Source organism: Hydrosulfovibrio ferrireducens (genome assembly GCF_046883345.1).
Classification (GTDB): domain Bacteria; phylum Desulfobacterota; class Desulfobulbia; order Desulfobulbales; family Desulfurivibrionaceae; genus Thiovibrio; species Thiovibrio ferrireducens.
The window spans coordinates 59,495-73,596 of record NZ_JALKCW010000013.1 but is presented as its reverse complement, the minus strand read 5'-3'; the positions used below and the strand labels follow the sequence as shown (position 1 = coordinate 73,596).

Genomic DNA, 14,102 nt, shown 5'->3' with positions numbered 1-14,102 from the left:
GCTCTCTCCCGGTTATGAGATTGTGCGGTTGGCGTGCGGTTCTATGTGCCCGCTGCACCCTTGATGAGCGCCGTTTTTTCTGCCCGGCTCATTCTCTTGATCGTGCCTTCCCGTTGGGTGGCCTGCGCCCTGGAGGCGGCCTCTTCCGCGTAGATCAGTCGCACCGGTTGCCGGCCCCGGGTGTATTTCGCTCCCTTGTCAGAAGAGTTGTGCTCCGCCACTCTCCGGTCCAGATCCTTAGCGATGCCGCAATAAAGGGAGCCGTCCTGGCAGCGGACCAGATAGACAAACCAGGCGGCTTTGGAAACTTCCATCAGCCGCCAGCCTTTTTTGCCTGATAGCCAAGGCGGATCAGCTCCGCCAGCACCACCTCCCGGTGGTCGCCCTGGACCTCGATAATCCCGTTTTTCACGGTGCCGCCGCTGCCGCAGCGCTGCTTGAGCTGTTTGGCAAGTCCGGTCAACTCCGGTTCGGGCAGGGGCAGCCCGGTGATAAGGGTTACGCCGCTTCCCTTGCGGCCCTTGGTTTCCCGCGAGACCCGGACGATGCCGTCGTCCTTTGGATTGGGCCTTTTTTGCCCGCAACTGCACTGGGCCAGGGGCTTTTCGCATTTCGGGCAGGTCCGGCCATGCTCCGTGGAATAGACCAGGGAGGAACTGTTGGCTGATTTCTTCCGCATTCCCATCATTCAACCATCTGCAACATTTCGTCAATGGTGGTGAGCCCGCCGAGCCAGAAGGCCGGATCGTCCAGATTAACGCCAAAGGGCTTGAGCAGCTCGGCCGGGGTATTGCTGCCTCCGGCGCGCAGCAGGTCGAGGTATTTGGGCACAAAGGCACCCCCGTCTTCCTTGTAGAGGTTGTAGAGGGCCAAAACCAGCAGTTCGCCAAAGGCGTAGGAATAGACATAGCCAGGGGTGCTTAAAAAATGGGGGATGTACGACCACCAGATCCCGTAGTCCTCCCGCAGATTGACCGAGTCGGCGAACATGGCCCGCTGGGTGGTGAGCCAGTGGCTGGCCAATTGTTCCGGGGAGAGTTCGCCGCTCTCCCGCCGGGCATTGTGCACCGCGTGCTCAAAGCGGTTCATGGAAACCTGGCGAAAGACCGTGGCAAAGATGGATTCGAGCTTCTGGCAGATAAAGGCCCGCCGTTCCGCAGGAACGGTCAGGAGCTTGACCTGGGAGTTGAACAGGAGCAGCTCGGCGAACACCGAGGCGGTCTCGGCCAGGACCAGGGTGGTGGAGGAGTTGTAATAGCCGTTTGCGGCGGCCAGGTACTGGTGCACCCCGTGCCCCAGTTCGTGGGCCACGGTGGAAATGTCGCGCAGGCTGCCGGTGTAGTTCACCATCACATAGGGGTGCACCTCGGGCACGCAGGGGTGGGCAAAGGCCCCGCCGCGCTTGCCTTCCAGAATCGGGGCGTGAATCCATTTTTTTTCAAAGAAGTGACCGGCGATTTCCCCCATCTCCGGGGCAAAGTCATGAAAAGCGGTAAGAACCATCTCCTTGCTGGTATTCCAATCCACCAGGGTTGTGGGCAAGTGGGGCAGGGGAGCGTAGCGGTCATAGTCGCACAGCTCTTCCAGGCCGAGGATGCTCTTTTTGAGCCGGTAGTAGCGCTGGACCATGTCGTACCGGCTGGTGACCGCACCCACCAGCACCTCCACGGTCTGGTCCTCCAGCTCGTTATACAGGTTCATGGAGCTGACCCAAGAGTCGTACTTGCGGAGCCGGTCGTCGATCATCTTCTCGGCCAGCAGGGTATTGAAGATGTGGGTCAGCACATGGAGCTGGCTTTTGAGTCCTTCGGTAAGCTCGTCGGCAGCCTGGGACCGTACTTCACGCTCCGGGCTGTAGAGATCGGTGAGCACCTCCTCTTCGCTGCGCTGCCTTTCCCCGAATTTCAGATGCCCCATGACCTTTTCAAAGAGGTTGGTCCAGGAGGAGCGGCCCACCGGCGCCTTTTCGATGAGCAGGGTTTCCTCGGCCATGGACAACAGATGTCTGGCATAGCGCCGCATGCTCTCCAGGTGATGGCGGTAGTGGGCAAGGGTTGTATCAGCCAGCAGGGCGCTGGCTGCGGAGTCTTCGACCTTGCTCCATTCCAGCTCAAAGAATACGGTCTCCCGACCGATCCGGCTGCCAGCCTCCTTGATTTTTTGCAGGAAGGCACCGGCCGGGGCGTTTTGGATCTGGGTGGTGAAGTTGAGAAAGGCAAAGGTGGCAATCCTGCCCATCAGGGTTTCGAGCTTTTCCAGGCGCAAGACCAGGGTGAGAAGCTGGGTCGCGTCAAGGCTTGCGACCTTGGTCGCGAACTGCTCTTTGAGGGACTTGGCCTCCTGTTCGCACCAGGCGATGTCGGTTTCGATTTTTGGGTCATCAACGCCCTGGTAGAGATCGGCCAGTTGCCAGAGAATCTCGGCGGTGCCGAGCTGTTCGTTTAAGGTGGTACTCATGGTTGTGCTCCTTTGGTTGCCTGCTGTTTTCCTTTTGGGGTCAGACGGTATTTTTGCAGGCGGCTGTTGGGCTTGCCGGGGATGGTCATTTCAATCAGGCCGTCGGTCAAGGCCGGTTTGAGATAACGCTCACGGAAGGATTTGCGGTCCAAAAGGCCGAGGGCGGCTTGCAGCGCCTCGCGGCTCATCTCTCCCTGGATTGCCGACAGCAGCTCGCCGACTTGGGGGGTGACCTGGGGCGTTACTTGGGGGCGGAGGTGATTACGGCGGCCCGATTCAATATCTCCGGGGTGATGGTGTAGGGCGGCTGATAGGCGCTCATGCTCTGACCGCTTAGTAAGCGTTTTCTTTTGATTCCGGCGCATCCTCACCCGCTACGACCGGCTTGCCGTCTTTCCAGGTGACGGCGTACTGGCCCAAACGCCGTTTCTTCTCCAGGGTTTTACCAACTGCCTGTCGGAGTGATTCCAATTGCTTCTGCCCTTCCGGGGATGGAGTGTTTTTACGCTTGGCGTTCATCTTTTGGACTCCTCAATCAGAAACTGATAGTAATCTTCATGCACTATATCGCGATTATTCTTGCGCTGCTCAAAAATCATCACCGGACTCTCGCCGTCGTTCATGAAACAGGTGCAGACATCGACCTGATAGCTGAAATCGTTGAGCAGGTGGCGCAGGCTGCGGGGAAAGCGCCGCTCGATATCCGCCACCGGGATGCTGTGCCCGCCGTGCGCGACCCTTTCGGCCACGCGCAGTTTCGACATCTCGACGCTGGGCAGGGCCAGATAGGTCAATTCCACCCGCCAGCCGTCCCTGCGCAACTTTTCGACCAGGTGCAGATAGGTCCGCCCCGCCAATGTAGTTTCAAAGGCGAAGTCTTCACAGGCCGCAACACATTCCTCGATTTCTCGCAGAAAGAGGCGACTGGCGGCCAACAATTCCCGTTCCGGGGCCAGGGGCGACAGCCCGGCGGCGATCAGGTCGGCGTTGATGAAGTGGGTGCAACCCGCCACCTTGGGGAGGTATTCCAGGGCAAAGGTGGTTTTGCCCGCGCCGTTGGGACCGGCAATGATCCAGCAGATGGGCATCAGGCTGCCTCCATTTTTTTGAGATAGGCCCCAGTATGCGCCATAGACAGCTTATCCGAAGAAGCAGCAATACTCGTCGCGACCCACCACTGTTAAAAACGCCTCAAGATTACGGGCTTCCGGATGAGGCTCGTAGCCATGCCATTTGAGATCCTTGCGCATCCAGAATATCCGCCACAGATTTTTCGTTCGCACAAAGGTGGCCTTTGCGACTGGATGCTCAATCTTCTCCTTCGGATTTCGCCAGCTTGGGCGAATCTCGAAGATTTCAACGCTGTGCCCGGTTATCCTGTAGCCGAGGTCGAGTTCGGGCCGTATGTGCGGCGGAGGGCGATGACTCGCCATGAACTTCTCAATATCTCGCTCACAGCGTTTCCGTTCGATATCGTTGAATGCCATGGGTTGCCTCACCTTAAAAATGGTGTAACTGATCACAGGGTAAAAAAAGCCAAGCTCAACGCTGTCTCCTAACTGTAAGCGATTACAGGGTGCGGCAGATGCGCGGCAGAGGCCTGAGAGCTATCCCAGCGGAGCTGGATAAGAGCTCCCTAAGCCCGATTTTGGGCAAAGGGCTCTAAACATATGGTATGCGAACAGGTCGATAACAAAGCAGATGTCGTGCCCTGTGATCGCTTACAAAATGGTTACACTTCTCGCGGTTCGGTGAGCAGCTTTATGCCTTCAAGGATCTCACTGAATCTTCTTTCCGAGACCTTGCCGATTTTTTCAGTCAAGTCGCCTTTGTTGACCGTGTATATTTGAGAAATATTCACGACACTTTTCTTGGAAAGGTTGGCTTCTCCTTCATTCAGTAAAACATTGCCCGGCGCCAGAGCTCTTTTGATGTTTGAGGTAAGGGCACAAACGACTACCGTATTGATTTTGCTCGCGTTAAATAAATTATTCTGGATAACGATATGAGGATGACGATAGCCTGGCTCAGACCCGGAGGGTTCGCCAAGATCAACCCAATAGATTGCACCTTGTTCGATTACCAAGGCTCTTGCTCCATGATTTTGCCGTGTTTGGATTTCATGGACGAAGAAATTTTCCGTTCTTCCTTGTCCGGGTGGTCAGCATATGCATCATTGAGTTGGGCAAGCAGCGTATGATTTTCTTGTTTTTTCAAATAATCCTTCACCGCGAGGGTAAACAGCCGGCTGCGGGAAACATGCAGTTCGTTCGCAAGCTTATTGACCTTGTCGAATAATTTTTCATCCAGGGAGATAGCTGTCTTGACTCCGGGCATAATTCACCTCATGCATTGTGTGATTATATTATGCAGTTAGTTTATACCGTTGTCAATACTTGTTGGGGGAGCGGGAGTTTTGACGCCACGGGTCAGTGGCGCTGCGAAGCGGCGTCAACTGCACCGTCTTGTTGCGATGCGTCTTCCACATACTTCTTGTAGCCCGTAGGATGCGGTGAGGAACGAACCGCATCGATCGTGCACCGCTCGCGTTATTCACCACCACAAACATCGCTGTCCGGTTCGCTCGCCCAATCCTCGGAACACAAACCTTTCCTGACGTAATCATGGAAACTCGAGTAAGGCCATGCCTTAACCTGCTCAACCCAGCCGTGCTTTACCGGATTCCAATGAATATACTCGACATGGCGCTCAAAATCGATCTCATCCCGGAGCAAATGCTCCCAATAGCGCCGCTGCCAAATACCCCGCTCTCCCCTGTTCATCCGGCTCGATGATCTTCTTTCGGTGGTCGGCAAAGCGCGGGAGAATCCAGCCTTGATCAATGCCCACCTCGTTTTGAAATCGGCGTCTCCATGCGGCAAGGTGAATATGCAATGGAGATGCTCTGGAAGAACCATAATGGCATCGATTGAGAACGGATGCGCCCGTTTTACTTCCTGGAATGATTGCCGGAGCACATCGATATTTTCCGCGAGAATCCGATTGCCCCGGCGTTCAGCACAGTTGACGGTGAAAAAATACGAGCCACCAGTGATCTTTGGCCGCCGATATTCAACCATAGGTTCCCAAGGTTGTTGATTGTTTGGGGAAGGGGAACTCGATCGATGCGGTTCGTGCCTCACCGCATCCTACGAACTAATATCGAAGAACGCGGCTTCCCGGCGGTCAGGTCGGCTAACTTTGTTAGCCCTTTATTTTGCAGATAACGTTGTTATGGTAATGGATAAAATCGGGGTGGACATTTACGAATAAAGCTTGGCCGATTTTTATAGCTCCATAATCAAGTTTCACATGGCAATTCGGGCAGACACACACAATATTACTGGGGTGGTCTGGGCCGTTGTGCGGATTGCCTAGCGGCTTTACGTGGTGTGCCTCGGCGTAGGGAGTGCTGTCTCCAAGAAGAATGCGTACGTTACAGATTTGGCATTCGTAATTTCTGTCTGCTTTTATGCGCCGCGCTAGCGCAGTGTCTCTAAGTACACGGTAAGTTGTTACAAGATGCTTTTCGGTTTCTTGGGGCTCGTTTATATCTGAGGCCAAAGGGGTAGCGTGTGCCGCAATGAAGAATAGATTAACTCGGGATGAATCTGAATTGCCGCAAGACTTGAGAATCCAGTTTTTTAAATCATGCGATCCATCGTTAATCCATGCTGCAATTAGACGGTCAATTTCAGCGGCGCTCAGTGTATAAGGCGTGTTTTTGCCAACTAAGTGAGCAAAAACCGTGTTCTTCTCTACGCCACGAGAAGCAACATGAGTTATTGCTTCTTGCCTCCAAGCGCTAGCTATTTTATTGGGGCTCTGCCGCGCTATGCCGCAGACAAGATCCAATACCTCCAAGCTATCGGCAATTCTTTGGCTCATTCTCTATGCTTTGATTGGTTAGGCATAATGTTAGACGTAATCGGCCCCTGTTGACGGACTTGTTAGCATGAATCTCAAGGCTGCTGATCTCGAACTGTACGAGCGATTGTATCCAGTGCCCTTGTAAGTTGAACGCCGACGCGATCCCAGGCTAATTTTGCGGCCCTATCTCCAGATGCGTAGCCCCACATGTTCGACTCACGATGCTCGGCGACAATGGGCAAGGTGAATGCCACAGGCGACTGGCCTCGATTGTCTTGCACCTCCAAGTCAAGCCATGCTGCCCCATTCCACCAGCCCTCCCCAGAGAATGATCCAGCTACAACTGTTTGTTCGGATGAGACTGAACCGACAACCGGTCCCCAAGGACCTGTTGCGCCTACCTGTGCAGAGCCGACAGAATTTGCAAAAGCTGTCGACGAGACCAAGCGACTGCCAAACGATGAGCCCAAAGTGACTATTCTGACTCGGACAGAGACTCTGCCGGCCAACGTTTTCGCAAAGTAATCCGTCCACTCCAACGATGAGCCATAAATGCGGCTTAGGTCGGCTTTAAGGGTAGCGGCTGCATCTATCGATTCGGTGTTGGCGCGCCCGTCATACACGGCGGCGAAGATTGGGGGAGAAACTGCAAGTTCAGTTCTCGGGGAAGCCGTGATGGATGGCAAAACCGTTCTTTCTGTGGCGCAACCGGCCAGTATCGCTAGAATGGCAAGTGTGGATAAAAGATAACGAGTTTTCAAAAACATAGCACTCCTCCAAAGATGGCTAACATTGTATTAGACCGAATGGGCCAACAAGTCGATAGGCAGTATGCAACATGAGGATACCTGATGGCCACGGAAAACTAAACGATAAATAGGAGCATCGATTTTTTCTGAAGCCAATACTTCTAAGCCATCTTCCAGGCCGCACAGGCAACCTGTCACCTGCAATCGGCTATGGTATAGGCATCCGGCAAAATATCATTGCGGCGGCAGACAAAGAACGATATACAAATGGAAATCAATTTCCCCCTGCTTAACCCGATCATTAAATCCTAAACCTTGCAGCCAGATACCCGATGAGCGCACCCAGTTCCGATTCCGCATCCGTCTACGACGAAAGCAAGATCAAGACCCTCAGTTCCTTGGAGCACATCCGTTTGCGGCCCGGCATGTATATCGGCCGGCTCGGCAACGGCAGCCATCCGGACGACGGCATCTACATCCTCCTCAAAGAGGTGGTGGACAATGCGGTGGACGAGTTCATCATGGGGGTGGGCAAGCGGATCAATGTGGATATCGGGGCGGACGGCGTGGTCAAGGTGCGGGATTTCGGGCGCGGCATTCCCCTGGGCAAGCTGGTCGAGTGCGTGAGCGTGATCAACACCGGGGCCAAGTACAACACCGAGGTGTTCCAGTTTTCCGTGGGGTTGAACGGGGTGGGCACCAAGGCGGTCAACGCCCTGTCCGACCGTTTCGAGGTAACCTCTTTCCGCGACGGCAAATTTGCCAGGGCCACCTTTGCCAATGGCGAGCTGATCGGGGAAGAGCAGGGCGACACCAACGAAAAAAACGGCACCCTGGTCTCCTTCCATCCGGACCCCAATGCCTTTGAAGGCTATTATTACATGCGGGAGTTCGTGCGTAAGCGGTTCTGGCGCTATGCCTACCTCAATGCCGGGCTCAAGATCTACTATGAAGGCGAGTGCTTTCATTCGGCCAACGGGCTTTTGGACCTGCTGGACAAGGAGATCGCCGACACCCAGCTCTACGAGCCCATCCATTTCAAGGATTCCACCCTGGAGTTTGCCTTTTCCCACACCGAGGGGTATGGCGAAACCTATTTCTCCTTTGTCAACGGCACCTATACCAACGAAGGCGGCACCCATCTTTCCGCCTTCCGCGAGGGGATACTCAAGGGGGTCAACGATTTTTCCGGCAAGAAGTTTTCCGGCGAGGATGTGCGGGAAGGGGTAGTGGGGGCCATCGCGGTCAAGGTCAAGGACCCGATCTTCGAGTCGCAGACCAAGAATAAGCTGGGCAACACCGAGGTCCGGGGCGATATCGTCAATAAGGTCAAGGATTTTGTCTGCGATTTCTTCTACAAGAATACCGAGCTGGCCGAGATCATCATCGACAAGATCCAGCAGAGCGCCAAGATCCGCAAGGAACTCCAGCACGTGCGCAAGGAGGCCAAGGCCAAGGCCAAGAAGGTCGCCTTAAAGATCCCCCAGCTCAAGGATTGTAAGTACCATCCCAGCGCGGAAAAGCCCTCGGGCCCGGACCGCCAGAACATGCTCTTTCTCACCGAGGGCCAATCCGCCTCCGGCTCCATCGTCAGCTCCCGCGACCCCATGACCCAGGCGGTTTTTTCCCTCAAGGGCAAGCCGATGAACGTCTACGGCCAGCCCCTGACCTTGTTGTACAAGAACGACGAGATGTACAACATGATGCGGGCCCTTGATATCGAGGATTCGGTGGACGCGCTGCGTTACGACAAGGTGATCATGGCCACGGATGCCGATGTGGACGGCTTACATATCAGAAATCTGCTGCTTACCTATTTCCTGCATTTCTTCGAGGCCCTGGTCAAGCGGGGGCATGTTTACATTCTGGAAACCCCCATCTTCCGGGTGCGGACCAAGGAGGAGACCATCTACTGCTATTCGGAAAAGGAGCGGCAGGCGGCGGAAAAGAAGCTGGGCGGCAAGGGCAAGAAGGCGGTGGAGATCACCCGCTTCAAGGGGTTGGGCGAGATATCCCCCAAGGAGTTCAAGCAGTTCATCGGCCCGGACATGCGGCTGCAGCAGGTGAATATCGACACCCTGAGCGAGGTGCCTAAGCTGCTCTCCTTTTACATGGGCAAGAACACCCCCGAGCGCAAAGAATATATCATGGATCATCTGGTGGTCGTGTAATCATGGAAACCTCCCATTACGGCGAGCTGCACAAGCTCTTTGACACCAACTTCCTGGACTACACCTCCTACGTTATCCGGGAGCGGGCCATCCCCGACGTGGCTGACGGCTTAAAACCCGTGCAGCGCCGCATCCTCCAGACTCTGTTCAACATGGACGACGGTCGTTACCACAAGGTGGCCAACGTGGTGGGCGACTGCATGAAGCTCCACCCCCACGGCGATGCCTCGATCTTTTCCGCCCTGGTCAACCTGGCCAACAAGGGCTATCTCATCGACCGGCAGGGCAACTTCGGCAACATCTTCACCGGCGACCAGGCCTCGGCGGCCCGGTACATCGAGTGCCGCCTCTCGCCCCTGGCCCGGGAGACCATGTTCAACAAGGATCTCACCGAGTTTACCGACTCCTATGACGGGAGGATGCAGGAGCCGGTGGCCCTGCCGGCCAAGATTCCCCTTTTGCTGATGCAGGGGGCCGAAGGGATCGCCGTGGGCATGGCCACCAAGATCATGCCCCATAATTTCTGCGAGCTGCTGGAAGCCCAGAAGAATATCCTCCGGGACGAGCCGTTTACCTTGTATCCGGATTTTCTCCTCGGCGGGGCCATCGATGTTTCCGGCTACGAGGACGGTAACGGTCGTATCCGCTGCCGGGCCAGGATCGAGGAGAAGAACGAGAAGACCATCACCATCAAGGATATCCCCTACGGCACCACCACCCAGTCTCTGATCGAGAGCGTGGAAAAGGCGGCGCGGGCCAACAAGCTCAAGATTTTAAGCATCAACGACTACACCGCCGAGGAGGTGGAGATCGAGATCAAGCTGGTGCGCGGCATCTATGCGGCGGACACCATCAAGGCCCTCTACGCCTTTACCGACTGCGAGGTGCCGATCAGCCCGAATCTCACCGTGATCCTGGACAACAACCCGGCGGTGCTCACGGTGAGCGAGGTGCTGCGCCAGAATACCAAGAAACTGGTCGTCGATCTGGAAAAGGAGCTGACCATCGAGCATGGGAGGCTCAAGGAAAAGCTCCACGCCCATCTGCTGGAGCAGATCTTCATCGAAGAGCGGCTCTACAAAGAGATCGAGGAGTGCAAAACCTACAAGGCGGTGGTCGAGACCATTGGCGCAGCGCTGCTGCCCTACCGGGACAAGCTGGTCCGGGAAGTAACCACCGAAGACATCGAACGGCTGCTGGAGATCCGGATTAAGCGCATCTCCCGCTACGACCTGGACAAAAAGAAAAAGGACATCAAGGAGGTCCGGGACCATATCAAGGCGGTGGAGAACCATCTTAAGGACATGGTGGTGTATACCATCAATTATCTGGACGATCTCCTGAACCGCTACGGCCATCTCTACCCGCGCCGCACCGAGATCGCCACCTTCGGCGAGGTGGAGGTGCGCAAGGTGGCGCTCTCCAACCTGACCATGGCTTATGACAGGGAAACCGGATTTTTGGGCCATCAGGTCAAGGCGAGACCTGAGGATTGCTTCCCCTGTTCCGAATACGACAAGCTGCTGCTCATTTTCCAAAACGGCATGTACAAGGTCATCAACGTGATCGACAAGCTCTTTGTCGGCCATGATGTGCTCTGGCTCGGCAAGGTCGATGAAAAACGGGTGTTCAACATTCTCTACCGCGAGGGTGTGCAGAATCTCTGCTATGTCAAACGGTTCCAGAGCCCGAAGTTCATCCTCGAAAAGGAATACCGCCTCTTCCCGGAGCACAAGAATTCCGCCATCCTCTTTCTGAGCACCGGTGACGGGGGCAGGGTGCGGGTGCATCTCGCCCCGTCCAAGCGCGCCCGCCATAATTTTGTTGATTGCAGCTTCAGCGAGGTGCTGATCAAGGGGGCCTCCGCCCTGGGCAAACGGGTTTCCGACCGGCCGGTGCGGCGGATCGCCGAACTGCCTGCCGAAAAGGAGCCTGCCGCAGCGGCGGAGGTGCAGCCGACCCTTTTTCCGGCCAAGGAGGGTGAGGTCGCGCCCCAGGCTGTCACGGGGGGGGGCGAGTCTTCCGGGGCAGCGGCAAGCGACGCCCCGGCGGCCGAAGTGGAATAAACCCCTGGCTGGGGTGTCCGCGGCGGCACTATTGGTGTCGATTGCCGGCAATCACCAGACCTTCTTCAACTCAGGTCATTTCTCCTTCGCACGATGATTGTGAATGAACGGCGCTAGCCGCGCTGGCCGCACTGCTTCGCGGCTGAAGCCCTTCTGCGTGATCCGCAAGCATTTCAACTGAGTATCTTTTTTTTTCATCGCTTTGCCATCTCTCGGCAGCAAAGACCGTGCTTGTTTTTTTCCATCCTAAAAAAAAAATCGAGGGTGAAAACCACTGGAAATCGTTACGTAATCTTCGGTGTTTAGGTATTATTTTAAATGCTACAATAATACTATTTGTTGTGTTTTTATTTTCTATCTATACTATGGAAAGTATATAGCGGCGGCAAAGTGGTCGGTTGGTGTGATGTTTTGCTTGCCTTTGCACGAAGCATCTGGTATGTTCGCCTACCTCTTCGGGACAGGAAGAGGGGGAACAACGGCAGCGGTCAGGGAAGAGCGTTTGCTTTCTTGTAATGCGTTTGCACAGGTGGAGGACTGTATGGACTACCTTGCATCAAACCGTCCCCCGGACGTAACCCCAGAGCAGGACAAAGTTGTGGTTGTAAAAAAGAAAGTAGTTGCAGCAAAACACGATGCAAACCCGATGTTTTTTGGCAAGAAACCCGTGGATTCGGGAATGGTGCGGATGGTTTCCGGATTGTCCCTGGTCATGCTCTTTTTTCTTGTCGCCCTCCTGACCCAGCCTTCCTCGGTATTTATCCGCTTTCCCCAGCGGTTTCAGTCCGTTCCCACCATCGAAGTTCATTCCGCCCAAGATTTGCTGGATCAACTCAAGGCGAATAATTTGTGGGAAGTGGAGCCATTTTCCGAGGTTCCCGCCGTTTTGGTCAGCAAGTTCCCCGGGGACATGCCTTCCCTCGATGCGGCCACCCAGAAAAAGGCGTTTTTGCATGTTCTCCTTCCCGCGGCAATGATCGCCCTGTCCGAGGTTGAGGAAGAGCGGGCCGATCTGGAGAAGATTCTGGCAAAATTCCCCTCCCTGCCCAAACGCTTGGATTTCGGCGTGCGTGCGGAAGAGTATACCCGGCTTGTGGGCTTGAGCCAGAATGAGGTGTTTTTTCTTCGGAACCTCTGCCGCAAGTACCGGGCCTATGAGGTTGCCGATCTGCGCCGCCGCATCAGTCCGGTGCCGGTGAGCCTGATCATGGCCCAGGGCGCCCTTGAATCCTCGTGGGGCGGTTCCCGTTTTTCCCTTGAGCGAAACAACCTGTTCGGCGTCTTGGCTTGGAACAATGCCGAACATCTGGCTGACGGCCGCGAGGATGGCAAGGCTTACTCCGGCGTGGCATATGCTTCCCTGCTTGATTCCGTTCGTTCCTATATCCTGATGCTCAACCGGGTTCCAGCATACAAGGAACTGCGGCAGATCAGGGAAGAAACCATGGATTCCCTTGCCCTGGCCAACGGCTTGCACCTGTATTCCAATCGGGGAACCGAATACATTGCCGATTTGACCCTGCTTATCAAAAGCAATGATCTGCAGGTATACGATCAGTGCGTTCTTGCCGGCAAGGGCGGCGGGTTGGGCAGGATACGGCTGGCAAGCCTGGAATTTCCTCGCTGAAGAACCTGTCGGACCGCGGCTCTCCATTCTGAACAATACACGACCCCAATCGGGCAATCGTTTCGACTGTATCTTCCCTCAGTGATGAAAACCGCAATCTTCCCCTGCTCACGGAAGATTGCGGCGGGCTCCTGTTTACGCACCTGCCTGCTCTTGCCCGCAATCGGAGCATGATGAGGCCCAAGCAAGAACCGCCAGGGCTTCCGTAGTTTTTCCGTATTGTGCATCCGGCAATCCTTGGGCTATAGTGCAACGAATCAACCGGCCAGCTCTGGAGATCACCGTGGCAATGCCCCCTGAAACGAAATCAGATTGCGAATATTCAGACTCCTGCGATTTCTTTGTCACGATCATGGCAAGCGTGCCGCAATTTTCCGCCAATATCCAGGGCAAATACTGCCACGCCGATTTCCGCGATTGCGCCAGATATGCTTATGCCAAACAGCATGGCAAGGGGTGCGTCCCCGAGGATCTCTTTCCCAACGCCTCGCATTTTTAGACTCTCCTTCCCACATTCTTCTTTTTCCCCCTGCCATTGCTCCATTGCCTTTTGCCAAGTGGATATGCTAGCATTATTGCATGCGGCATGGCCCGGTTTGGGCATCTATTCAAGGCAAAAGAGGCACGGCGATGTTCAAGGAAGAGCGAAAGGCTCCACAGTTTGACTGGTCACATCTCGGCGACATCGAATGGGGACGTCCCAATCTTGGCCCGCAAACCGCGGTCGCTGTCTACCGGTTGATGCAGTTCACCCTGCGCGACGCGATCATCTCCCACACCGATGTGGCAACGGCCAACCGTATTTTTTATGACGCAGGCCTGAGCGCGGGAAAGGCGATCCATGAACATCTGCTCCGCAACACCCAGGATTTTGACCGGTTCATTGCCGTGCTCCAGGAAACATTGAGATCCTTTGCCATCGGTATTCTGCGGGTTGAGAGTTCCGATTTGCTCAAGCACCGGTTTGTGCTCACCGTGGCCGAAGACCTTGATTGCTCCGGTCTGCCCATGAGCGATGAATTGGTCTGCACCTTTGATGAAGGTTTTATCGCCGGGCTGTTTTCCGCCCACTTCGGCAAGCAATTCACGGCAAGGGAGACGGATTGCTGGTGCACCGGCGACCGGGTCTGCCGCTTCGAGGTCGTGCTTGTCGATGCCTAAC

At 55.3% G+C, this 14,102-nt stretch carries 15 protein-coding genes and 1 pseudogene; 5 read left to right on the top strand and 11 right to left on the bottom strand.

Annotation, left to right across the window (positions count from 1 at the left end; all coding sequences use genetic code 11):
- Positions 1-41: 41 nt before the first annotated feature.
- The 11 genes and pseudogenes from MWR57_RS06170 to MWR57_RS06120 form a co-directional block, all read right to left on the bottom strand.
- Entirely contained in the window at positions 42-314 is a 273-nt protein-coding gene (locus MWR57_RS06170) for a GIY-YIG nuclease family protein (protein WP_423123926.1), read from the bottom strand.
- Positions 314-679 carry a translation initiation factor Sui1 gene (locus MWR57_RS06165; protein ID WP_423123925.1) on the bottom strand — a complete coding sequence of 122 codons (366 nt, stop codon included), beginning with the start codon at positions 677-679 and terminating at the stop codon, positions 314-316. The genes MWR57_RS06170 and MWR57_RS06165 overlap by 1 nt, the downstream gene beginning before the upstream one ends.
- 5 nt (positions 680-684) lie before the next feature.
- Entirely contained in the window at positions 685-2,457 is a 1,773-nt protein-coding gene (locus tag MWR57_RS06160) for a M3 family oligoendopeptidase (protein WP_423123924.1), read from the bottom strand.
- Positions 2,454-2,708 (bottom strand): annotated as a pseudogene (locus tag MWR57_RS06155) (Fic family protein); the annotation flags it as partial. The pseudogene MWR57_RS06155 and the gene MWR57_RS06160, both read right to left, overlap by 4 nt.
- Positions 2,709-2,790: 82 nt before the next feature.
- On the bottom strand, positions 2,791-2,976 hold the full coding sequence (locus MWR57_RS06150; RefSeq protein WP_423123922.1) for a hypothetical protein: 186 nt from the start codon (positions 2,974-2,976) through the stop codon (positions 2,791-2,793).
- Entirely contained in the window at positions 2,973-3,545 is a 573-nt protein-coding gene (locus MWR57_RS06145) for an ATPase (RefSeq protein WP_423123921.1), read from the bottom strand. The genes MWR57_RS06150 and MWR57_RS06145 overlap by 4 nt, the downstream gene beginning before the upstream one ends.
- A gap of 51 nt (positions 3,546-3,596) precedes the next feature.
- Positions 3,597-3,944: a DUF3024 domain-containing protein gene (locus MWR57_RS06140; RefSeq protein ID WP_423123920.1), complete on the bottom strand. Its 348-nt coding sequence runs from the start codon at positions 3,942-3,944 to the stop codon at positions 3,597-3,599.
- A gap of 245 nt (positions 3,945-4,189) precedes the next feature.
- The gene (locus MWR57_RS06135; protein WP_423123919.1) at positions 4,190-4,543 is read right to left on the bottom strand and encodes a type II toxin-antitoxin system PemK/MazF family toxin; all 354 of its coding nucleotides are present in this window, start codon (positions 4,541-4,543) and stop codon (positions 4,190-4,192) included.
- Positions 4,537-4,794: a ribbon-helix-helix domain-containing protein gene (locus MWR57_RS06130; protein WP_423123918.1), complete on the bottom strand. Its 258-nt coding sequence runs from the start codon at positions 4,792-4,794 to the stop codon at positions 4,537-4,539. Before MWR57_RS06130 ends, MWR57_RS06135 begins: the two co-directional genes overlap by 7 nt.
- A gap of 212 nt (positions 4,795-5,006) precedes the next feature.
- A complete protein-coding gene (locus MWR57_RS06125) occupies positions 5,007-5,537 on the bottom strand; it encodes an REP-associated tyrosine transposase (protein WP_423123917.1) in 531 nt (176 codons plus the stop codon).
- A gap of 124 nt (positions 5,538-5,661) precedes the next feature.
- On the bottom strand, positions 5,662-6,345 hold the full coding sequence (locus MWR57_RS06120; RefSeq protein WP_423123916.1) for an HNH endonuclease: 684 nt from the start codon (positions 6,343-6,345) through the stop codon (positions 5,662-5,664).
- 1,063 nt (positions 6,346-7,408) lie between these two features.
- Here MWR57_RS06120 and MWR57_RS06115 point away from each other — a divergent pair.
- The 5 genes from MWR57_RS06115 (at position 7,409) to MWR57_RS06095 (ending at position 14,101) form a co-directional block, all read left to right on the top strand.
- Positions 7,409-9,247 carry a DNA topoisomerase IV subunit B gene (locus MWR57_RS06115; protein WP_423123915.1) on the top strand — a complete coding sequence of 613 codons (1,839 nt, stop codon included), beginning with the start codon at positions 7,409-7,411 and terminating at the stop codon, positions 9,245-9,247.
- Between the two features lie 2 nt (positions 9,248-9,249).
- Positions 9,250-11,313 carry a DNA topoisomerase IV subunit A gene (locus tag MWR57_RS06110; protein WP_423123914.1) on the top strand — a complete coding sequence of 688 codons (2,064 nt, stop codon included), beginning with the start codon at positions 9,250-9,252 and terminating at the stop codon, positions 11,311-11,313.
- Between the two features lie 541 nt (positions 11,314-11,854).
- Entirely contained in the window at positions 11,855-12,940 is a 1,086-nt protein-coding gene (locus tag MWR57_RS06105; protein WP_423123913.1) for a glucosaminidase domain-containing protein, read from the top strand.
- Between the two features lie 283 nt (positions 12,941-13,223).
- On the top strand, positions 13,224-13,439 hold the full coding sequence (locus MWR57_RS06100; protein WP_423123912.1) for a hypothetical protein: 216 nt from the start codon (positions 13,224-13,226) through the stop codon (positions 13,437-13,439).
- A gap of 131 nt (positions 13,440-13,570) precedes the next feature.
- The gene (locus tag MWR57_RS06095) at positions 13,571-14,101 is read left to right on the top strand and encodes a V4R domain-containing protein (RefSeq protein ID WP_423123911.1); all 531 of its coding nucleotides are present in this window, start codon (positions 13,571-13,573) and stop codon (positions 14,099-14,101) included.
- Position 14,102 lies beyond the last annotated feature (1 nt).